Annotated in this window: 20 protein-coding genes; all 20 read right to left on the reverse strand. The window is 47.2% G+C overall.

Annotated features, from left to right (window positions below; all coding sequences use genetic code 11):
* Positions 1–6 precede the first annotated feature (6 nt).
* Positions 7–912 carry an ABC transporter permease gene (locus tag L6I86_RS00395; RefSeq protein WP_236284353.1) on the reverse strand — a complete coding sequence of 302 codons (906 nt, stop codon included), beginning with the start codon at positions 910–912 and terminating at the stop codon, positions 7–9.
* A gap of 325 nt (positions 913–1237) precedes the next feature.
* Positions 1238–2836, reverse strand: coding sequence for a response regulator (locus L6I86_RS00400; protein WP_236283938.1), 1599 nt, complete (start codon positions 2834–2836; stop codon positions 1238–1240).
* A 20-nt stretch (positions 2837–2856) separates the two neighbouring features.
* Positions 2857–4482, reverse strand: a complete 1626-nt coding sequence (locus L6I86_RS00405) for a glycoside hydrolase family 10-like protein (protein WP_236283939.1) — start codon at positions 4480–4482, stop codon at positions 2857–2859.
* 183 nt (positions 4483–4665) lie between these two features.
* On the reverse strand, positions 4666–5952 hold the full coding sequence (gene hisD, locus L6I86_RS00410; protein WP_236283940.1) for a histidinol dehydrogenase: 1287 nt from the start codon (positions 5950–5952) through the stop codon (positions 4666–4668).
* 42 nt (positions 5953–5994) lie between these two features.
* Positions 5995–6951, reverse strand: coding sequence for an aldo/keto reductase (locus L6I86_RS00415; protein ID WP_338113346.1), 957 nt, complete (start codon positions 6949–6951; stop codon positions 5995–5997).
* Between the two features lie 27 nt (positions 6952–6978).
* Positions 6979–7770, reverse strand: coding sequence for a phytanoyl-CoA dioxygenase family protein (locus L6I86_RS00420; RefSeq protein ID WP_236283942.1), 792 nt, complete (start codon positions 7768–7770; stop codon positions 6979–6981).
* A 42-nt stretch (positions 7771–7812) separates the two neighbouring features.
* Positions 7813–8832 carry a Gfo/Idh/MocA family protein gene (locus L6I86_RS00425; RefSeq protein WP_236283943.1) on the reverse strand — a complete coding sequence of 340 codons (1020 nt, stop codon included), beginning with the start codon at positions 8830–8832 and terminating at the stop codon, positions 7813–7815.
* Positions 8833–8872: 40 nt separating this feature from the next.
* Positions 8873–9703: a carbohydrate ABC transporter permease gene (locus tag L6I86_RS00430; protein WP_236283944.1), complete on the reverse strand. Its 831-nt coding sequence runs from the start codon at positions 9701–9703 to the stop codon at positions 8873–8875.
* A 17-nt stretch (positions 9704–9720) separates the two neighbouring features.
* Positions 9721–10608 carry a carbohydrate ABC transporter permease gene (locus L6I86_RS00435; RefSeq protein ID WP_236283945.1) on the reverse strand — a complete coding sequence of 296 codons (888 nt, stop codon included), beginning with the start codon at positions 10606–10608 and terminating at the stop codon, positions 9721–9723.
* Between the two features lie 78 nt (positions 10609–10686).
* The gene (locus L6I86_RS00440; protein WP_236283946.1) at positions 10687–12108 is read right to left on the reverse strand and encodes an extracellular solute-binding protein; all 1422 of its coding nucleotides are present in this window, start codon (positions 12106–12108) and stop codon (positions 10687–10689) included.
* 460 nt (positions 12109–12568) lie between these two features.
* Positions 12569–14812 carry a helix-turn-helix domain-containing protein gene (locus tag L6I86_RS00445; RefSeq protein ID WP_236283947.1) on the reverse strand — a complete coding sequence of 748 codons (2244 nt, stop codon included), beginning with the start codon at positions 14810–14812 and terminating at the stop codon, positions 12569–12571.
* Positions 14813–14961: 149 nt separating this feature from the next.
* Positions 14962–15750 (reverse strand): SDR family NAD(P)-dependent oxidoreductase, encoded by a 789-nt coding sequence (locus L6I86_RS00450; RefSeq protein WP_236283948.1) that lies wholly within the window; start codon positions 15748–15750, stop codon positions 14962–14964.
* Between the two features lie 37 nt (positions 15751–15787).
* Positions 15788–16579 (reverse strand): SDR family oxidoreductase, encoded by a 792-nt coding sequence (locus L6I86_RS00455; RefSeq protein WP_236283949.1) that lies wholly within the window; start codon positions 16577–16579, stop codon positions 15788–15790.
* Positions 16580–16592: 13 nt separating this feature from the next.
* Entirely contained in the window at positions 16593–17420 is an 828-nt protein-coding gene (locus tag L6I86_RS00460) for an HpcH/HpaI aldolase family protein (protein ID WP_236283950.1), read from the reverse strand.
* Between the two features lie 35 nt (positions 17421–17455).
* Positions 17456–18397: a Gfo/Idh/MocA family oxidoreductase gene (locus L6I86_RS00465; RefSeq protein ID WP_236283951.1), complete on the reverse strand. Its 942-nt coding sequence runs from the start codon at positions 18395–18397 to the stop codon at positions 17456–17458.
* Between the two features lie 13 nt (positions 18398–18410).
* Positions 18411–19202, reverse strand: coding sequence for an IclR family transcriptional regulator (locus L6I86_RS00470; protein ID WP_236283952.1), 792 nt, complete (start codon positions 19200–19202; stop codon positions 18411–18413).
* 21 nt (positions 19203–19223) lie between these two features.
* Complete coding sequence (locus tag L6I86_RS00475; protein WP_236283953.1) at positions 19224–19982, reverse strand: SDR family NAD(P)-dependent oxidoreductase; 759 nt, start codon at positions 19980–19982, stop codon at positions 19224–19226.
* A 12-nt stretch (positions 19983–19994) separates the two neighbouring features.
* A complete protein-coding gene (locus L6I86_RS00480) occupies positions 19995–21314 on the reverse strand; it encodes an aspartate aminotransferase family protein (RefSeq protein ID WP_236283954.1) in 1320 nt (439 codons plus the stop codon).
* A gap of 63 nt (positions 21315–21377) precedes the next feature.
* A complete protein-coding gene (locus L6I86_RS00485) occupies positions 21378–22874 on the reverse strand; it encodes a M81 family metallopeptidase (protein WP_236283955.1) in 1497 nt (498 codons plus the stop codon).
* A 1-nt stretch (position 22875) separates the two neighbouring features.
* Positions 22876–23271: a RidA family protein gene (locus L6I86_RS00490; protein WP_236283956.1), complete on the reverse strand. Its 396-nt coding sequence runs from the start codon at positions 23269–23271 to the stop codon at positions 22876–22878.
* Positions 23272–23287: the final 16 nt, after the last annotated feature.

Here is a 23287-nt window from a genome sequence, read left to right on the forward strand (position 1 = left end):
CACCGTTTACCAGATACCTCGTCCAAAAAACTTTCGGGCCAGCCCGTTACCCGTTAGGATCAAAATAAACGCAACGACGGATTCGAATACGCCTACAGCTGTTGAAAAGCTATAATCCTGTTCTCCAAGGCCGATCCGGTACACATAGGTACCAATAACGTCTGCGACATTGTAAACACTTGGATTATACATGACAAGGATTTGTTCAGTTCCAGCCTCCAGCACATAACCAAGACGAAGAATGAACATAAGTAAAATAATCGGGATCAAGCCAGGCAGTGTGATATGTACAATTTGCTTCCATTTATTGGCGCCATCGATCTTAGCTGCTTCATACAAACCAGGATCGATACTAGCCAACGCAGCTAGATAGATGATCGTATTCCAACCGGTCTCTTTCCAGCCTGACGTCCCTATGAGAACAGAACGAAAAATCTGACTGTCTAAGAAGAATCGAATGGGTTCGCCGCCCATGGAGACGATGATTTTATTCACGATACCACCATTTGTGGAAAGTAGATCGATAAATAATCCGCTGACGATGACCCATGATAAAAAGTGAGGTAAGTAGACGACGGTTTGAACGCTTCGCTTGAACGCCATGTTTTTCAATTCATTGAGTAGTATGGCAATGATGATCGGAAGAGGGAAGAGGAACAAGATTTTATAAACGGAAATGAGCAACGTGTTTTGGAATACCTGCAAAAAACTTGCTGATGAAATCAATTTATCGAAATGCTTCATCCCAACCCATGGACTTGCTGCCATCCCATCGAAAATATTGAAATCCTTGAACGCAATGATAATCCCGTACATCGGGGTGTACTTGAACAGCAGGAGAAATGCGATGCCAGGCAGGAGTGCGAGATACAAATCCCAATCTTTCCTGACATCGATCCACAATTGACGCATATATCTTTTTTTAACATTTTTATTGATGGGTAGGACCGTTTCTTTCGTCGTGTTCGTTTCGCTCAAGGTGCCTCCTCCTTCGTACTTTCTTTCTAAACTTAGTGTACCATCCCCGGTTTTAATGCGAATTAGAGGAATATTACTTGTTTTGGTACTTTCATAACTTCTCGAATAGGAAAAGAAAAAAACCATTTCCTCTTCCACACAGGTCGAGTTAGTCGGTTTCATCGACTAATTCCTCTCCAGTTGCCTCTGGTTCCCTCGAGTCGATGAAAAAAACCTTCCCGAGAAATCCGAGAAGGCTGCCGAATCGCTTATGTGGCTATTAATTCCGTATTTCCCCAGGTGTGACACCCCAGTATTTACGGAATACTCTTGTAAAATAACTAACATCTCTGTACCCAACGGCAGATGCGGCATCGTACACGCGTGAGCCCTCTTGAAGGATCGCTTTGGCCCGCTCCATTTTCCGTTCCATCACATAGGTGGAGAATGCTTTACCGGTTTCCTGCTTGAACAAACGGCTTAAATAAGAGGAATTTACATACATCCGATCTGCAACTGCATGAAGGGTCATTTCCTGATCAATTTCATTTTCCACGAGACTTAGAATCGTCTTGATCATGCCATGACTGGTCGATTTGCGCCTATGGCCGGCATAAGTTAGATATGCCTTAATCATGCGCTCCAGCCAAAACAAGATCTGTTCCTTGGTTGCCAGTTCTGAATGGTTATGAAAATAGACATAATCCTCGCCAGCCACTTCCCGTACGGGCCATCCCTGCTTTTGAATCATCCCGACGAATAAATAAGTAAAATACAGAATATGCTCATTAATCTCATCTACCGTCTCCGCCTTCGCCATCCCGCTGTCCCAAAGTGCCGTTAACATGTCTAATGCCTTTTCCCCATCTCCGGTTTCAAGGGCAATTTCCAGCGTTTTCTCATGGTTTGGTTGAAACGTCAGTTCCGGCTCTCTCCCTTGCTCCGCCCGGTAAGGGATCGCCAGATCATGGCCCAGTACAATTCGATCTTGAAGTGCCCGTACAGCTTGCACATAGAGCTTATTCATATCCTCTAGGCCGCCGGTCATCCCACTGATCCCGGCACTCGCACTAAGTTTGAGACAGCTTTTTACCGTAAATAACAGTTTTTCGGTTAAAGCATTGATTTTTTGCAATGCCAATTTGGGTTCTTCTTCACGATCCATTTGAAAAATGATGACCGTACATCCCGCATAGTTGGTAGATACCCAGCAGAGCGTAGACGCTAGAGCTTCCTTCACGATACTGCTGAGCGAGAATTGAAGCAGTGACATGTCCTTTCTGCTAAACCGGTTGTCCGTCTCTGAGATCGGGTCCATATCCACGATGGTAACGGCATAAGCGGCATCATTTGGCAAATCCAATTGCAGATCCTTACATTTCTGACCAATCTCCCAGTTTTCGTACTTCCCATTCAACAATCCTTGGAAAAATTCATTGACCAAGTAAGGAAGATGGAGCTTCCATTTCATTTTCAACTCATCTTCGTTATGACGCTGCTCCAGTTCGCTTTTCAACTTCTCTGCAGCTTCGAGCACGGTCCCCAAGATTTCTTCATCACCTGCTGGCTTTAACAAATACTTCATAATACCAAGCCCCAGCGCCTCCTGTGCATAAGTGAAATCATCATGTCCGCTAAGTACGATAATTTTCAACAAAGGATCCACTTGGCGAAGATGTCTTGCCAGCGTTAATCCATCCATTTCTGGCATCTGCACATCCAGCAAAATAATGTCCGGCTTTTTACGGTCAATGATTCGAAGGGCTTCCGCACCATTGCCAGCTTGGCCCACGACCTCGATGCCATGCTTATCCCATGGAATATTATTAGCCAGCGCATTTCTGAGACGGATTTCATCTTCCACAATTAATAAATTCAATATGAGACCCCCGCTCGGATTTATTTCACTTGCTTCATTTGTGCGTAATGTAGAAGCTCTTGTACGTCGGTTAATGTGTTTGTCAATTGTTCCACGAGAACAGGATGAATCATCCCATCCACTTGATGTTGAAGCAGAAATGACTTGAACTCTGCGATCTTCTGATCGAAAACAATAGATAGCTCTTCTCCCTGATGCCTTTGCAAAGCATCAAGAAACACATCCAACCTCTCTATGTTGGCAAGCGCCGTTTGTTCATGAACCGCAAGCCGAGGAAGGTAAAGGTGTTTCATATCTGTTTTTACTGCTTCCAACAAGGCTTGAATCGCGCGTAGTGGATACATCCCTGTGGAAATCGCAGCGTTTCGCCACGGCCCTAATCGCAGAGCACGAATCGTTTCGTCTGTCGCTTGGCCAAATGCAAAGATGACCGTACCCATGTCTATATCCTGCGCTGCAAGCACCTGTTCAATCGTTTCCTGCGCGCCTAATTGTGCGTACATCGGGTAAATGCCGCTGTATACAAGATTACCAGGTATAAGCTCTTTTTTGTGCAAAAGGACAGAGGGGCGAACCTCAGAGGCTTTAGCATAATACGCCTGTGGGATAACAACATCAACGTGCTGTGACCAGTTGCCAATTTTAGTAGACTCCGCCCCTGGTTCAGGTGCAGCCGATACAATTAGATTCGGGCTGATCCGCTTCATCTCCTTGTACAAGTGCGATACAAATTCGTCTTCCTGCTGCTCCAACCATTTCGTCCATATCGTCCAAAGCTCCCTCTGCTCACTAGAAATCTCAAGCGGATCCCAACTATGTTCACGCTGGAAAGCCTCACGGGCATACAAGCTGAAGCAATAGGTATCCTGCCAGTCGCCATCCGTATGGGGGAACCTCATAAAATCCAAATTAATACCAGCAACTCTGTATGTAGAAACAATCTCTATAACAATATTCAAGAGATACTTGCGCACAGAAGGATTAGTCAGATCAAGCCAAAAGTAACCCGTCCCTTGTTGAGGTAACGGCTTCTGTGAATGAGCTTGTCTCTGCGATAGCGCAGACCATTCTGGATAGGCTCGCAGCACAGGTCCTCCTGTCGTGTCAACACCAACCATGAACCCATCCAACCAAGCATGAACAGCGATTCCCCGCAACTCTCCCTCCATAACGAAAGCTTCCAACGGGTCATACCCTCGAAAAGCTGGATGCTGCGCCTCGATCCCTTTCACCATAGCCGTATGACTCGGGTAGATTGTATATCCCCAAAGCCATGTCTCTAGATACAGCTCATTGAAGCCAGCCGCTTGCATACGATCCAACGTGCGCCCAACTTCTTCACGGTTTTTCTCCACGGGTCGATACCAGACACCTCGTGCTTCCGCTACACGACTGGGCAGAGATAATAAGTACCCTTCCCATGCCTCCGTTGACGCAGTAGTCGCTTTGGATCGACATCCCTCCATATCGGTAGACGCTAACTGTCGCGCCTCTTCAAGCAGCTGATCAGCTCTCGCTAGATGAAGTCTAGCCAAGTCATAAGGAGCGTTGATATAACGATCCCAGTTGTTCTCAATCATCCTTTTCGCACTAGCAATACGCGTTGTAACCTGGTCTAAGCATCGGGCGGTTTCCTGATCAGCCATGGCTTAAGCTCCTCTTTTGAGTGTTTGGTATAGAAAATAACATATTCATCCTGATCTTCCTAGAGGGCTTTGATGACTTCCTTTGGTAATTTGATGTGGGTAAACTGGAAAAAAAGCAAGTCTCAACCATCAGAGATGGAAGAGCTTGCTTATCTTTGCGGAGTATCTTTGCGGGGCCTTCAATTAAACGGATGTTGTGCTGCCATACCGACGCACTCGCAGGTCGGCTTGTTCCTTATGGCCCATGAAATTCTCGATTTCACAGAGTCGTGATACATACTCGCCAACCAACGAACTAGCTTCCTTCGTACATCGTTGATACGTACAGGTTTTCAAGAATTTCCCCGCCCAGAGTCCGCCCGTGTATCTTGCTGCACCTTTGGTCGGTAGGGTGTGATTCGTACCAATGGCTTTGTCCCCGTACGCTACATTGGTTTCAGGACCGAGAAATAAGGCACCGTAGTTCGACATGTTCGCCAGGAAGTAATTCGGATCCTCCGTCAATACTTCCACATGTTCATATGCGAGTTTATCTGCTTCCACGACCGCTTCTTCCAAGCTATCCACCACCATGACGGCGCCATAATCACGCCAAGCGATACCAGCTATGTCAGCAGTTGGAAGAACCTTCAACTGTTTCTCTATTTCAAGAAGGGTCTCCCTCCCCAATGCTTCGGAAGTTGTCAGCAAGACCGCTGGAGACGTAGGGCCATGCTCAGCCTGACCTAACAAGTCCACAGCCACCATCTCAGCATCTGCCGTATGATCGGCAATCACCAACACTTCCGTTGGGCCTGCTATCAGATCGATACCGACCTTTCCAAAAAGCTGTCGCTTGGCTTCTGCAACGTAGGCGTTACCTGGCCCTACTAGCATATCGACGGATTCGATCGTCTCTGTCCCAATCGCCATAGCTGCCATGGCCTGAATACCGCCTAGCACATAAATTTCATCAGCGCCTGCAAACACCATCGCACAAATCGTCGCTGCTGGGATTTCTCCCTTGATTGGTGGTGTACAAGCAATAACTCTTTTAACCCCCGCCACTTTGGCCGTCAAGATACTCATATGTGCCGACGCGACCATAGGATAACGTCCACCAGGAATATAACAGCCTACACTACTCACAGGAATATGTTTATGTCCTAGAAATACACCTGGTAACGTTTCAACCTCGAGGTCACGAACCGTTTCCAACTGTTTCTCCGCAAAATTGCGAACTTGCCGCTGCGCGAATCGAATGTCTTCCTTCACTCGCTCTGGCACACTGGCGACAATTTCTTGAAGGTGAGATTCACGCAATCGGAAGCTTTCAGGCGACCAGTTATCGAATTTCTGGGAAAGCTGACGAACAGCTTCATCACCACGGATTTCAACTTCTTGAATGACATCCTTCACGGTTTGATAAATGGACTCTTCACTTGCAGCAGATGACGATCGGGCATTACCTTTTTTAAGATATGTGACCATGATGATCTCCTCATTTATCCCTATATTTGGACTGCTCTACCCTTATTTCACTTCCCACATGGCAGGTGTAATGACTTGTTCAGGCACCTTTGCGAAAGCTGTCGCCAATTCCTGCAAGGTCTCATCACTTATAGCGGGCGTTCCTAAAAGCGCAATGTTTTCTTTCACTTGCTCTGGCGTTTCAGCACCAAAAACGATGCTAGAGATGCCAGGGAGATGATGAATATATGAAAAAGCTAGTTCAGGTACAGACATCCCTTCTTGCTCCGCATACGCGTGTAACAGCGTAAGCCAAGGCTTAGCTGCTTCCAAGTTCCCTCTTAATTCTGTTGGCTGAAGGAAGAATAATCCTTGCAGATAGATGCTTCTTGCGAACAGCTTCTTATTCGCATTTCTAAGCTTATCAAAGGTCCCGTTCGCAAACATCCGACGATCCATGATATTGATAGGCAACTGTACGATCTCGTAAAAGTCATCCTGGAGTTCTTTCCAATTTGCCGCAAATTCCTGCGTTTCGTAGGAAAGGAGTGAAGCCCCCATCGTGCCGATATTCCCCCGCTTCACTTGCTTGCGCAGCAACTCGGTCACTTTCTCACCAAATATCCCTAATACATTCGGTCTATGTAGCAATACGGCGGGAATACAAGAGGTCTGCAATCGTTCCATTGATCTACTTATACTTGCTTCAATCTGCTCTTCCAAATTGGCAAGGGTAGTATCATGATCCACAGTCAGATGGAGTTTCGTTATGATATGGGCTGATCGTGTTTGTTGCTTAAAATAAGTACCTAATACCTGCTCTGAGCTTCCGTAAGCGCTTGCCGTATCGAGACAGGTAATGCCTCCCTCTAAGGCAGCATCCAAGATGTGCCCTGCCACTCTCTGATCAGGCTGACCCTGTTGATTCGCAATCCCATAGGGCATTCCCAGCTGCACAGTCCCTAGCGTTAAAGATGAGATCGTCGATGTCCACTGCTTGTCGTAGCTTAAAATAAAGATTCATCTCCCTTTCTTTGGCAGATGCCATTATTCCCTTTTACGAATACGCTTCGTATACGGAGGACGCCCAAAAGGCTCTACGGGCAATTCCCCTTGTGGATGGTAGCCATAGTCGTCTTTTCCTCTCATCATGTAGAGTTGGAAATTGGGGTATACTTGCGGATCCCATCTCACCATCGTTTTGGAATACCGGATAACAAATCCGATGCGCCAACGGTCTGAGGTATTGGGGCCTGAGCCGTGAATAAGAGAATCTACGTGCATGGAAATGCCTCCTGCGGGAATGACCATGGAAACCGCATCCTTCTCGCTGAAGGTTCCCTGCTCCAATTCAAAGGACAGAATGGCGTCATCTCCCGCAATTTTATGCTGAATAATGCCCGCTTTATGTGTACCTGGAATCACCTTCATCGCCCCATTCGCTTCGTCCACATCCGAAATAGCCAGCCAAACCGTGACGGTGTTGTTGAGCGCAGTAGACCAATAATAGGAGTCTTGATGCCAAGGCACCGTTTTATCGGAATGAGGCGATTTGGTAATAAACTCGCTTGCCGCTAAGTAAAAATCCTTGCCCAACACACCCTCAACGTAATTGAGAATTTGCGGATTCGTACAGATGTCATACAGCCATCGGCTCGTCTTATGCCAGCCCATAATGTCTGAAGGATTCTCATCATCCTGCAAGAAAGAAATGAGCTGTTCATAGCCCTTTTGTAATTGTTTCGCTTCTTCTCCAGGAAATATGACAGGCAAACCTAATAAGTAGCCATGATCCTCATAAAATTGTTGCTGCTCCGTCGTTAGTTTATTCAACGCCATCATCAATCTCCTTCTCCCAAGATCGAATTGACTGTCCGACTTTCATATCAAATTCACGTGCTCGGAGGTACCACCTCTTGCATAGGACTGGTTCAACGCTTCCGCCACATAAAGCGGGTAAATGCCATCAGCCAATGAGCATAGAGGCTCCACACCTGCTTCCAGCATGTGAACAAGGTGAGCGATTGCATTCCCCATGTTGCTGGATTTACCGAGCACATCTTGCTCATCTCGTTCGAGGACCAAGTTTCGCATGCCAGCTTGCAGAGGATGCGGTTCGGTCCCATAATAGCGGATCACGTCCCCGCCTTGCAGCATTTCGATCACACCGCCATCGAAGTACAGTACAAGCTCAAAAAGGTTATAATGGCGATCATCAAAAGCCTCCGCGTAACCGGTTACACTGTTATTTGCCGCTGTAAACAAGAAGGAATACGTCCAGTCCTCGATAGCATCTAAGTTGGTGGGAATCCGTTCTACAACTGTCACTTGCTCAATCGATCCTGCCACATAACGCACCAAATCGAATAAATGGGAGCCCGTGTTGTAAATGCCACGACTATAACGCAAGTGAATTTTCTTCAACTTTCCATATGTCTCATTCCGGACGGCCGCACGGATCTGCATCGCGCCCTCACTCCATCTGCGCGATAAGTTGACGACGACCGTTCGTTCGCTATGCTGCTTGCATAGCGCGACGATACGCTCTGCTTCCTCTATACCGCTGGCAACAGGCTTTTCTAGAAAGATAAGCCTTGCAGTCGATTGCTCCAGCACCATTTGCATCAGCTCATATCGAATCGTTGGCGGTGTGCAAATACTGATGATATCGAGCTGGTGACTCTTCAGCATGGATGACAACGCCTGATCCCCATAGTATGCTGCCTCCGGCGCGATCATTGCCAGCTGATCTGCCTGCTCTTGCCGTCTACCCACCGCTGCAACCAAGGCCACTTCAGGATGCAAGTGGTAGGCCATCGCGTGGCTATTAACTCTTCCTTTATAGGGGATATCAAAGGTTAAGCCGATCTTGCCAAGTCCGATAATGGCTGCGTGATACATGCAAGTCCCTCTCTTTCCCCTCCATCCTTTCCAAGCCCCATCAACCTTTCAATGCACCTACCGTAATGCCTTCGGTAAAGTATTTCTGGAAGTATAGAAAAATGATCAGCACGGGAAGTGTCGCGAGCATGGCACCCGCCATGGCGACGCCATAGTTCGTTTCCAATTCAGATATTTTCTGGGCAACTTTAATGCCCACCGGTAACGTGAACATCTTTTCCCCATTCAACACAATCACTTGCCACACGTAATCATTCCACGTATTGACGAATGTAAAGATGGCCAATACACCGATGCCAGGTTTGGCCAGCGGCAGGATAATGCGTCGAAATATTTGCCATTCCCCACATCCGTCGATTTTGGCAGCTTCCACTAATTCACTTGGCAGTGACGCCATAAATTGTTTTAACAGGAACACACCGAAAGGCCAGCCCACAACGGGAAGCAGCACACCCCATTTGGTATTAATAAGGCTTAGATCATTCAGCAGCTGAAAAAGCGGAATAAATAGGACTGTATGCGGGATTGTCATGGCAGCAATCATCACAGTGAACAACAGTTTGGATCCCATGAATGGAATTTTGGCTAGCGCATAGGCTGACAACGAGCTGGCCGCGATGACAAGTACGGTGGCAACCAACGAGATGAACATACTGTTATAAAACCAAGTGAACACCGGATTGTTCGTGACCAAAGACGTATAGTTATGAAATGTCGGGTGGACTGGCACCCATTCTGGTGGTATTTGCAAAGCAACCTTGAGGTTCTTGAGTGATCCGCTAACCATCCAATAGAAGGGCCAGAGGAAAAACAAGGTTAGTACCCAAAGAATGATATGTCCTCCAAAGATCGGTGACTTTTTATTCGGCATCCTCGTTCCCTCCACCCTTAATATTCAATATCCGATTTAAGAAACTTGAATTGCACATAGGCGATCAGACTGATAATGACACATAAGGCAATCCCCATGGCATTTGCTACGCCAAAATTCATATTCACGAACGCCTGCTGATAAATTAACATCATAATCGTCGTTGTCCGGTAAGCAGGACCGCCACCTGTCATAATGAGAATAATGGCAAACACTTGAAAAGCACCGATTGTGCCCGTAACGACGACATACAGCATCGTTGGCTTTAACATGGGAAGCGTAATTCGGTGAAACATTTTCCAAGGCTTAGCGCCATCTAAGGAGGCAGATTCATAGAAATCCTTAGGGATTCCCCCGAGCGCTGCTGAAAATACAACAACTGCTGAACCTACGGAAATTGTAAGGACAATTAAGGATAACGCGATTGTTGCCGAATTGACGCCTAGCCAATTGACCGAATCCAACCCAAATCGTCCGAGTATGTAATTCCCTAAACCGAATTGCCCGTTATAGATGTATTGCCACACTAACGTTAACGAGACAATCGACGTCACGCCAGGAATATAAAATGCTGCTTTAAAAAAGGATTGCATTTTTTTCGGATACGTATGAAGAGTAACCGCTATCATCAAGGCAATAATGGTGATCGACGGCACCAAATATAAGACAAACTCCAACGTATTGCGAATCGACTTCCAGAACAATTCATCGCTCAAAATGGTGCGATAATTGTCCAATCCCGCCCAATAATATTTCGTATAATCGAAGCCATAGAAACTGCTTTTAATTGCTTTGAGAATGGGATACACGACAAACAATAGGAAAAGCAACAGCATGGGAAGTACGAAAAGCCAACCACTGATTTCTCTGCGCAAGCGAATGCTGCTGATTCTACTCTGTTTCATGGTTCACCTTCCCTTCTTCACTAGGCTGGATAGGCAATTGCGGCAGGAGACCACAGTCATCCTGCCGCATTGTGATGATTACTTATTGTATTTCGCTATGGTGGCGTTAAATTTCTGGGAAATGGTATCGATTGTTTGCTTAGGCGTAGACATGCCGATAAACAATTTTTGGATTTCAGGGAACATAGCAGCTCTCATCTCTGGATAACCCTTGATACCCCAGCCTGGATCAATGACCGGCCATTCCTTTGTTTTCGTCGATAATTTGGCCAAGAACTGAAGCTCTGGATCGGTTTCCGTCCAAGCGGGTGCTTTGCCTAGCGGATCGAACGATTTCATGGCTGTTTGAAAAATGACGTTATCTTTCACAGACCAATAGAGGAACTTCTTCGCCCATTCTTCTTTGACAGCATCTGTGTTCTTGAAAACAACACCAAAGCCGATTTCCGATTTCAACGCAGCTTGACCAGTCGTCGTAGACGGGAAGTTGACGTACATGTATTCATTAGGCCCACTGACACTGCCGTCCTTCAAGCCGTTCTTAATAATATCGGAGTGTACCGCAGACGCCACAGCCATGCCATTCTTGCGCTGCTTCCAATAATCAAGCGCATTCGTGGACGTTAATGTTTCTGGATGTGGGGTAACTAAGCCTTCATCCACAAGGGATTTGAAGAACGCCAACGCCTTTTCCGTTTCTGGACTGTCTCCTGCCGTATATTTCGTATAATCGGCGTTGAACAATTTGGACCCATATCCAGAAATAATATTGTTATATATTTGATCCCCTTGTTCGTTCAATGCGAATAGCGTTAGTCCATAAACGCCCTTATCTTTATTAGCCACAGCCTTCAGCGCTGCTTTGAATTGGTCTGGTGTCCACGTGCGGAATTCATCCTGCGGAAGCAATTTTTCAGCTCCTGCTTCTTTCCACAGGGACTTGTTGAGAATCAAGCCAAGCTGTGTCGAATAATACGGCAGCGTCACGACCGTGCCGCCAACAGATACCATTTTCATCATATCCGCACTCTTCTTCACTTGAGCAAGGTCAGTTGGTGGAATAATACTCTCAAGGGAAGCAAGTGCTCCCATTTGCCCATAAGCCAATGTCCGACCTGGGTAATCCAAAAAGACGTTAGGTGCCGACTTGGAGGCAATAGCTGTCGTAACCTTCTCATTAATTCCGTCGAAAGGAATGAGTTCGATGTTGACTTTGACATTCGGGTGGAGCTTATTCCATTCAGGCAGCAAATCTTCTTTGAACCAGTCGCCAGCCTTTTGACCAGGTTTATACGTGCCATTCGGAGCCGCCCACACCGTAAGCTCGATCTTCGGATCTTCTTTCGGTGCTGTTGTAGCCGTTGCGCCCGTGCTGGCCGCTGGAGCAACGCTAGCAGATGGCTTCGTGGAAGCGCTGGATCCTTCATTTGTACTGCATCCTATTGTAGAACCCATCAGCAGTGATACGCTTGCTGCGACAAATAGTGATCTAAATTTCATGTTACGGATCATATTCGATGTCCTCCCTTATCCTATTTCATAATGAATTAGATTTGCAGTGAATCTGTGCCTGGTTGGAATCTCAACAAACATGAACATTGTGAAATTAGCTTACTACTGGAGAAGGGTAGGTAAATAAGTAAAGTAATGTGAAACTAAACCTGTTTGTTTGGGGAGACTTTCGCAGCTGCCATCAGCGGCAGATATTGGTGCGTTACGTTGTATACGTTTTAAAATCCGAACCCTCCTTCTTCTATCGATTGTTTACAACCCATCATTTCTTCTTTGTGAACCCACTTGAGACTGTTGTGAACAAATTGTTAACGTAACCTACCACCAAATTAGCATGCCTTACCACCCTCTGAGTAGGTGAAAATAGTTAGAAAGACGTGGAATTCGTTAGTCTTCTGCATAAACATAAAGAATTTAACCTATTTCTATAAAAAACCAAGTTCTACTTTCATCCAATCTGCCCTAAAAGCTGCTTGCGAAATTGCGACGGAGACAGTCCCGTGTTCTCCTTGAACCAAATACTGAAATAATGCGGATCCGTAAAGCCGACCTGTCCAGCCACATTCTTGATTTTGTTTCCCGGCTCCATCAACAGTCGCTTCGCATGTTCCATTCGCACTTGGCACACATAATCTGTAAAACCAACACCAACCTCTTTCTTAAACAATTGGCTAAAATAATTCGCATTCAATCCAACCTGCTCGACGACCGAGTCGATGCCAAGTCCGACATCACTATATTGTTCGTGAATGATCTGCAAGGATTTGATAATGTTCCTGCTTTGTTTCTTCTCTTGTTGTTCATTCAGTCCTAAATGGTCTCTGAGAAGCGCGATAAATTGCCGTCCATTCTTTTCTAAAGGTTGAGATAACAGCTTCTCTTGCACATCGCCGAACCAATTTTTGTCCAACACTGCGGAATGCCCTGACTTGATCAATAACTTATACAAGTGATTGTATAGGGCTGCCATTAAAGCATAAAGAACATGTGGAACGAGTTGGCTTGCTCTAGCGTAAACAATCAATTCCTCCATCACAGCGGCACAGTTGTCGATATCCCGTTCTTCCATATAGTAGAGGAGCTTATTTTCAAAAGCTTCCGGATATTGCAATTTCCAAGAATCGCCTACGAAATAAATGCTCGTCTGTTCGTCCATTCGCTCCCCAACCAAGTAATTTAACAATGTCTTGGCTTCTTCAAACGAGGTTTTAATTAGGTTCAATTGCTCGTATTCGTTGCCTACGAAAGCATACATTTGCAGATCAAGCCGTTCTTTCAGCACGGCCATCAGCTTATTGATTTTATGCAAAGATTCATTCACAACACCATTGAAGATCAAGCAATACTGCTCATCGGATAAATAGATACTGATCATCTCATGACTCTCTTCGAATTCATGAATAATCGATTCCAGCTTATCTAATTCTTCCTTCTCATACCGGCGATGCAAATGCAGAAGCACCACCCGGAACGAGGCGCTGCCCAGTCGGAAACCGAGACGTTCTTCGAAACGCAGGGCTTCGGATTCCGTCAAACTTCCTTCAAGCAAAGAACGGACCAACTTCTCCCGCATGATCGGCTCGCCCTCCCTGACCTTGTCGATCATGTGATTGAAAGCCCTCCCCATATCACCAAGCTCATCTTTATATAAAGGATGAAATTTCAAATTCAGATTGCCTTGCTCGACATTTCGCAGCATTCGAATCATTTTGCGCAGCGGCATCGAAATCGTCCTTGAAATAAAAACCGATACAACTACCATCAACGCGAGTGATCCTCCGAGAAAAGCTATCCACAAATTGTTAATATTCTTAAGATCCTTGAGCAATAAGTTCTGCGGAATCGAATGTACAAATGTCCAATTGGTCAAAGCGTGCTTCGAATAAGCAACGACAATGTTGCTAGGTACTTGGGTGTAATGCCCTTTGGTTCCAGTTAGATTGGAAACGTCAATGGGAGGGATGCTTTCTCCGGTCCCTGCGGAAAAAATATAACCGTTTAAATCGATGATGCTGTTCGTACCTTCGTCCAAATTCGATGAAGCCAAGTAATTGTCGAGAATCGTTGGGGAAATTGAAATAATAAGATAACCGAGGATTTGTAAATTGTTTTTATCGTAAATGGTTTTGAACATCACAATGGACGTTTGCTTATCACGCCACTTGATGAAGGACCAGAGGGAATTGCTGCTCTTATTGTTTGCCATTCTGTCATACCAGCCTTGGCCTACGAACTCATCGCTGACCAAATAACTAGGGGTAAAATTCATCCCAACGCCGCTGTCATAAACATTCTGATACTTATCCACGAGATATATGGCTTCAATGCCATAAAACCGGTCGGACAACTGCCTTAACTGGTCATAGATATAATTGTAAGCCTGAATACGAGGAATTCCGTTCAAATTCGCTGCATTGCCGCTCAGGGGGTCTTGAATATTTTCATTGTAGACTAACAGCTGTGACGATTTCTCAATACTCTGGAAGTAACTGTTCATGCTGCCTGTAAAATACTCGATTTTTTGCAGCATTGCATTGCCTTCCCTGTCTGTCATGAATCGTTTGATATACGTTGAAGACAACATTGCAAAGATGCTGAGCGCGATAAGTGTCACAAGGGAAAACGATAACCATAGTTTCTTCACCAGTTTTAAATCATGAAATATCTTAAAACCATTCGAAAAACTTCTCATATCCAGCATCCCCCCATCTATCACTTCTTTCTATTATACAAAATAAATAAGAGGCCATAACATCCAATATCTTTTGAGATGAGGTAGAAAACTTAACTACGAAAACATGAAAACGGCACCTCATATCGATGCCGTTCGTTTCCTTCCGTTTACTTCGCTGTGTAGCCTCCGTCCACCGGAATGTTCGTACCAGTCACGTATAGGGAAGCATCCGAAGCAAGGAATACAATAGGTCCCCAGATATCATCCGACTTAGCCATTCGTCCCAGCATCGTTCTGTCATTATATCGTTCAACAAATTCAGGGAGATTCTTCTCCGTTTGAAAGCCTCCTGGTGAAATGCAATTGCACCTGACTTGGCGTGGCCCATAATAACTGGCGATAAATTTAGTGAAATTGACCATACCGCCTTTGTGGAAGAAGTAGTCGGGGATAAACCCGTTTAATGGCAGTCCTTCATACAGGGTATGGTCAGGTCCAACCATGCCTTGTATTGAACCAATGTTCAGAATCGAGCCTCTTTCTTTCTCGGCCATCCAATCGCCAATGACACGGGTAATTTCAAATAAGCCTGTTGCGTTTACGGCCATACTTTTGGCAAATCTTTCAAATGGATCGTTATAGTGTGACATGGTACGGGCGACAGCATTGTTGATAAGCACATCGCATTTGCCTTCTCGATCTTCCAACTTAGCTCGGATGGAAGCGATAGCGTTCAAATCTTCCTGATCAAATTGTAAAGCATGCACCGTGTAGCCGTCTCTCTTGAAACTCTCCTCAATATCATGGAGTCGAGATTCGTCACGAGAAGTTACATAAACGTTTCCTCCTGCTTGTGCGCAGGCAATCGCAATTTGCGTGCCGTACAGTCCTGCTCCTCCGGTAATTAGCACCGTCTTGCCAGTAAGTGAGAAACTAGTCATCACATTCGTATTCACTTGAATTTCCTCCCATCAGTTCACGCTTCTATGAACGTTACCAAGCCGTCCATCCGCCATCTACCATGAGATTCGTGCCGGTCATATAGCTGGAAGCGTCAGAAGCGAGCAAGACGACCGCACCTACCATTTCCTCTGGTTTCCCCACGCGGCCGAGCATGGTCCTGGCATTCAAATTTGCAAGGAATTGGTCGTTCTGACCAACGATCGTGTTTGGAAAAGGACCCGGCGAGACGCTGTTGCAGCGAATGCCGTACTTAGCTAAATGAGCGGCACAGTACCGGGTAAGTTGAACGACGCCAGCCTTCCCCGCACCATAATTCGGCGGGTTGTTCGCACCGCTATCGCCATATATAGAAGGATCTGGGGATACTACACCGTACATCGAGGCAAAGTTGATGATGGATCCGCCGCCGCTTTCTCGCATACACGGGATTGCTTCCCGTATACAACGAAACGTCGTACCCGACGCCCCATCCACCCCCTTCTGCCACACTTCGTCCGTCATGAATTCAAGCTCAGCCTCTTTGCCATATCCCGCTCCATAATTGGCACAGTTGACCAATACATCGAGACGACCGCTGGCTTCTTTATGGGACTGAATCATCGTCTTAATGGATTCGGTCTCGGCGACATCGCACACGACGTTCCGCAATCGACCATCTTGCCGTGCAGCGTCCAGTACCGGGTTCGTGCGGAAGGTTAAATCCGCCAACGTAACGTCAGCGCCAAATGCTAACAGCGCTTCCGTCAACGCGGATCCGAGATAACCAGAGCCGCCAGTTATAATGACACTTTTATGCTGTAAAGAGAACAACTCCGTATACATGTGGCGGCCTCCCTCAATTTGTGGTCGAGCCGTACACGGAGTCCGTACCAGCTCCAGTGCTGCGATTAAGACTTGAAGCAATTCCACTTAAATATTGACCCATGCCTACGACATCGGCTCCCACGCTAACAAAGTTATAGCCCATCGCCGTCAAATCTGCCAGATTGCTTGTGGTGCCAACGGTGCCTGCAAATTTCCCGTGCTTCTGTGCCAGTCGTGCCACGGATTTACGTGTCTCCACAAGCAGTGGATGATCCCATTTGCCAGGAGCACCAATCCCTTGGCTGAAATCCCCCGGACCGAAGAAGATCATATCCAGGCCAGGCAAAGCAATAATTTCCTCCAGCTCGGCAAGCGGCTCGGGATCTTCGATTTGCAGCACATTGAAGCGTTGATCATTCGCCTGAGCTATGTAGGCATCCAGCTCCAAATTGCAAAAGGCGCCATCTGCATTTCCGCCATCCAGCGGACGACGGCCGATCGGGTAAAACTTCGTTTGATGAATAATCTGCTTGGCATCCGCCAAATTCATCACATGAGGAATCATGATCCCCGCTGCATCCATCTCAAGCGGACGAATCAGATCACTATAACTACCTCTAGCTACGCGTACAAGAACATCCACATCATACGCTTTTGCCGCCCAGATTTGCCTTTCAATGACAGAGAAATCATTCGGAACATGCTCCATGTCCGTCCATAGGCAGTCCACCCCAGAGATTCTAGCAGCCATTTCCGTAATGCGCGGATCGGCAAGATTCAGTTTCAGTGCGATTGCTGTTTCCCCAGCGCGGAGCTTGCGCAAGACACGACTCGGGCGCATAGTAAAGTTGGTAGCCATTCCTTTTGTCCTCCTTAACGTTATGGTCCGCCGCATCAATCTGCAGCAATCTCCTCTAGCAAGACAACTCTTCCATTCTCTTCTCGGCTTCGAATGCCGGCAATCACCATACGCATTAACTCTTCGGTCTCACTAAAAGGAAACGGTCTCTCACCCGTGCGAAGATAGGAGACAAAAGCTTCAAGCTGTGACTTGAAGGCATGGTAAGTATCCTGCATCGTAACTGTTGCGCTTCCACTTGTACCGTACAGCTGCAGTATGCCATGCGATCCGTACATGTCATCAATCGCAATCGCAGCCACATCACCATGGGTGCGATGTTTGAAAAGCACAATGTTTCGCTCCTTCGTACCTGTGTTCTGAGCGGAGATAAAGCCTGGTCCAAGTATGGGATATATGGACTCCACGGCATGTATCCCATACCGCTCCCAACTTTTGCAAGTAGTGATACTAGAAAAGCGGAGCTGTCCTAACGAATGAATGGACGTGCGATATGGCATGAACTCCTTGCAGTAGCGCATGCAACTGGAAGACATGATTCTGGCGCCATCACGTACCCATCGCTGGAATTGCTTCAAATCAGTCTCATTATCTACCAGCGGTTTATCGACAAATATAGGCAGTCCTGCCTCGACGAAGGGGCGGCAGCGCTCCACATGCTCATACCCTTTATCTGTCGTGATCAACACAGCATCCACATGCCCGATGACATCCTCAGGGCGACTTACGACGTTGGGAATTCGTGCTGCTTTCGCCACATGAATGGCATCTGCAGGATTATCTGTCCATATATGAGTGACATTCGCTCCGGGAATTTGAATCTTATCTTCGGGTTCTTTTGCTAAATAGCCCGGGATAGCAGGATACGGGCACTCGGCCATGGTTTCCTTGTCATAGTTGTTAAACATGGCGCTCCAGGAGTAAGGATGCCCGTTCCCATCCACCATACCGAGCACAGCGATGCGCAATGGTTGCATGTGAATTCTCCTCTCAACTCACAGATGGATATCCTAGCTTTTGAGAAATTCGATTCGCTGCTGCCTTCATACTTTCGGCCATTTCAGGAATGACCTCATCTGCAAACCGGTGCATTGCACCTGACATGCTAACCGCTCCCTCTACGTTTCCGTACATGTTGAATATCGGTGCGGCTAAGCAACGTGCGCCTTCCACAATTTCTTGATCATCCAATGCAAAACCTTGCTCACGAACCTGCTGCAGCTTCAGTTGAAATTGCGCTTCTGAAACAATCGTATTTTTGGTTAGCGCAGGCAATCCTTGAAGTGCAATCAGTTCTTTCACCTTCTCCTCTGGTAAATAAGCAGCCATCGCTTTTCCCATCGCTGTCGCGTGGAAAGGTGATTTGGATCCCACCGTATCGGTCATCCGAAGTGGCTGTGTACTTTCCAGAATTTCGACGTATAGCACTTCGCCCTCCAAGAGCACCCCCAAATTAATCGTGTCGCCATACCTCTCAGAAAGCTTCTTCATTTCGTGAAGCGCTGCCGATCGCAGTGTATTTCTTTCTAACATGCCTCGCGTCAACATCAATTGTTTATAACCAAGACAGTATTTACCGTTCTCGTCATCTCTGCTGATGAATCCTCGATTCTCAAGCGTTAACACGATCCGGTAGGTTGAAGATTTGGGCTGATCCAGCAAATCCGTTAATTCCAATAAATTTAGGGAACCGTGTTCGGCCAACAACTCCAGTAAATCCAACGCTTTGTCAATCGATTGAATCGTATAGCGTTCCTGTTTCTCTCCTGTATCCTTGCTCATAATTTCGTTTGATCTCCTTTGTCAAGATAGCTTAATGAGTTGACCCCCATCAACGACGAGGCAGTGGCCTGTCATGTACCGCGAATCATTCGTCGCCATAAATAAGGCAACATCTGCGATTTCCTCCGGTACTCCGGCACGACCCATGGGTATCGTTCGTAAATAAGGCGCAAAAGCAGTTGGATTGTCGATCAATGGCTTCGTGAGCCGTGTCTCGATAAATCCTGGGCACAGAGCGTTGACGCGAATACCAAGCGGTGCTAGCTCAAGCGCCATCGACATCGTGAGCAAGTTAATGCCGCCTTTCGTTGCGTTATAATGGGCTTGATCACCTTCCGCAGCTAAGCCGTTCACACTGGACATATTAATAATGGAACCGCCTTTTCCCTGTGCAACCAGCACTTTAGCAACCGCTTGCCCAACAAGAAAGGTTCCCTTCAAATTAATTGCCATGTGTCTATCCCACTCCGATTCCTCGATGTCAAGGAAAGCAGCCGGGCTGCAAATACCAGCATTGTTAACCAGTACATCGATGGTGCCCCATTGACTCAGTACGGTATCGAGCATGCGATTGACGTCCGATTTCAGCTGCACGTCTCCGTCGATCCAAATGACCTCGCCGTTCTGGGCTGCAATTCCCTCAGCTGTTGCTTGCAGCGCTGCTTTATCTCGGCCTGTAATAGCGACCTTGGCGCCTTCTGCAGCGAACCTGACAGCCGTCGCTTTGCCGATGCCTGTTGAACCGCCAGTAATGAGAGCAATCGAGTCTTTCAGCCTCATGTGATGTCCCCCTTATAGATGAGCTAGCGCTCGATCGACCGCTGCCAGCGTTTCTTCAATCTCTTGCTCCCCATGCACAGCGGATAGATACCACAGTCCGTTCGACCTGACGAGCACGCCTTCCTCCAACATTTTACTCGAAAATTCGGAGTACTTCGCAGCATCCCGCTGCGTGAAAGCAGCAAAATCTTCCACTTTAGGCTCCTGCGTAAACATCATATGAAATACCGGACCAATCTGGTTGACGATACCAGGAAGGCTGTGCTTGGCGAGCAAGCGGCGAATACCTTCAACCAGCAGATCAGCGTTCTTTATCATTTTCGCATAAACCGCACCCTCATCTTTGGAAAGCTCCGCAATGGTTGCCAAGGCAGCCGCGGTCGCAACACCATTTCCGTTCAATGTACCGAGGTGGCTCACCGTTCCATTCTCAATTAGCGCCATGATGTCTTGCGAGCCAGCGACCGCGCTTACGGCAATCCCTCCTCCTAATGCTTTCCCGATCGTTACCAGATCAGGCTTCAAGCCGAACTTGCCATGAGCACCACTCAGGCCAAGCCTAAATCCAGTAATCACTTCATCGAGAATCATGACGATGCTCAATTCATTCGTTAGGTTGCGCATCTGCTCCAGATAGCCCGGTTTCGGGAGAACGCAGCCAGAATTACACATCACTGGCTCTGAAATAACGGCAGCGATGTCATCGTGATGTTCACGTAAAGCTGTCTCCAGCGCAGCAGAGTCGTTCCACGGTAACAGGATAATATCTTTCAGCGCAATCTCGCTCTGTCCACTCGTTCCTGGTAATATGGTTTGATCCACAGGAGAGACTAGGGCAGTTGTATCGGACTGACGCATATCCGAGCTTGGGAATGACGTGAAAATAGTATCCGACCACCCGTGATAATGACCATGAAAACGTACAATTTTGCGTTTACCCGTATAAGCACGTGCTAAGCGAAGCGCCAACATGACCGCTTCCGTGCCTGAACCGCTTAAGGCCACTTTATCTGCACAGGGTAAAATTTCTGTTAACGTACGTGCTAGTTCGATTTCTCCCTCGTGCTGAAGACCGTATGTAATCCCTCGTTTCATCGCTGCATAGACGCTCTCCGTGGTTGCTTCATGCGCATGACCCAAGATTAATGGACCGTAGCCAAGCAAATAATCAATATAGACATTGCCGTCTACATCCCAGATGCGCGGCCCCGATCCTTTGGATGCAAACAAGGGGGTGGGCTTCATAGCGCTTCTAAGGGAGCTCGCGACCCCACCAGCCAAATAGGCTTGCGATTCGGTGTATTTATGCCTCGACTTCTCAACATTTTTCATAGGGGAACGCCTCCTCATTCTGATGTCCTCGGAGAGTAGTTTCGTCAACAAAAGTCTAAGGTGTCAGGCATACAATCCGAATCTCGGTTGTGGCTCCGCATCCAATGGATACACGGGCCGATGTACATGGTTATATGAAAAATGCCTAAGATTAGCGTTGCAGCAGCCCGGTGAATCCACGTTGATAACATGTTTCGCGAATGTTCCAAACGCCGTCTGCCATGCAAGCGCCGATTTGGCTACGATAATATGATAATCCCCCGGCCATAAGCCGACTGAGCGCACATGACCCACATCCCAAGGAGCGACCCGCTTCTCGGTCAAAATGATGGTCAACTGTCCGCATTCGAGGACGGCTGTCTTCCCCATTTCGGCCTGCTGGCCCGTCATATACGGTCCGGCATGTCGGTAATGACCATCAAACAACAACCGAATCCGTCCTTTTACCGCGACAGGCTTGCCGTGCAAGGTGTCGCTTTTGCCTCCGATTTCACCTGCAAATACACCTCCAACACCCATTCGCCATGCGGTTTCCACCGCTTCCTGATCGCGAATCACGATCAACGCTTTGCGTGGTACCGTCGTCAGTTCCGCAAGGAGATGCGTAGCATCTGCTGGGGCACCACCGCCAACATTATCCGAACCTTCCGATAAGATAACCGGTCCATCTGGCTGTGCCAATGCCTCATCTACCGCCTCACGCGGTGTGACATAGGAAACATTGAATGTTGCCTTGTCGTAAGTGGCCATCTGCACAAGTTCCGCTGCACAACGCTCAGCTAGCTCCGCATTATCATTTGTCGTCACCACAAATGACATCCCTGCATCCGGCACATCACTGTATGGGAAGCCTCCAGCCACGGTCACGTTCAGCACACCAGGCAGAAGCTCCATGCCAAACGCACGCTCCATCAGTGCTTTCATACTGCCTTCCTCGGTCATCATGCCCTGCGGAACTACAAGCATTCCCGTATGAGCGAGTGCCCTTACCGGGCGAATGTCCCCACGGATTGTTCGGACAAGTAAACCGAAGGCTTCGATTGCCCGCTCATACATATCTACATGCGGGTACGTATCGTATCCAACAATCAGGTCTGCCTGTTGAACCATCTCTTGGCTTATATTGCCATGTAGATCGAGGGTCATTGCGATTGGAAAATCCTCTCCCACCTTAGCACGTAAACGTCGGAGGCATTCACCCTCATAGTCAAGGTACTGCTCCGACACCATGGCGCCGTGCATGATTAACACGAGCCCATCCGTTTGACTGTCGAGTGATTCGACAAGTGCTTCGATTAACGCGTCGCCCGTTGCCGAATCGACCATGCCGCTTGGGGTTGCCGCGACATACAGGCCAGGAACCAACGCGATGCCTTGCATCTCGGCTGCCGCGATAACACCACCCATCGACGTTCGAGTTCCAGCGTACCTTGCGGTAAATGCCTCGCCTCCAACTGTCCACTGCTCTCGGAAATGTCCAATGTCGGTAAATCCGGGAGCAAATGTATTCGTTTCATGTAAAATGCCAGCCACCGCAATCCGAAGTTGATGGCTGCTCATATTAGTTGCTTTCTCCGCGAATAGAACCCGCGTATGCAATGGCATCAATTTCTACCAAATAGCTTCCAATGTTACAACCAATTGAGGTTCTTGTAGGAAAAGGCCGCTTCATGATACTTTCATAAGCTTTATTGTAGTTTGGAAAATCTTCTTGTCTGGACACGAAGGCATTCATTTTGACAATATGATCGAGGGAAAGTCCGGCTGCTGCGAGGATCGTTTCAATATTACGTAAACATTGTATGGTTTGTTCTTCGATCGTTTCTCCGACCACTTCACGCGTTGTGGGATCTACGCCGACTTGACCCGAAACATAAACGAAATCGCCCGCGCGGAGCGCTTGAGAGAAGGGAAGAGGAAATTCTGGTGCCAAGTTCGTATGAATTTGCTGTGACATTCGTATCAATCTCCTT

The sequence above is a fragment of the Paenibacillus allorhizoplanae genome (assembly GCF_927798215.1).
GTDB lineage: Bacteria > Bacillota > Bacilli > Paenibacillales > NBRC-103111 > Paenibacillus_E > Paenibacillus_E allorhizoplanae.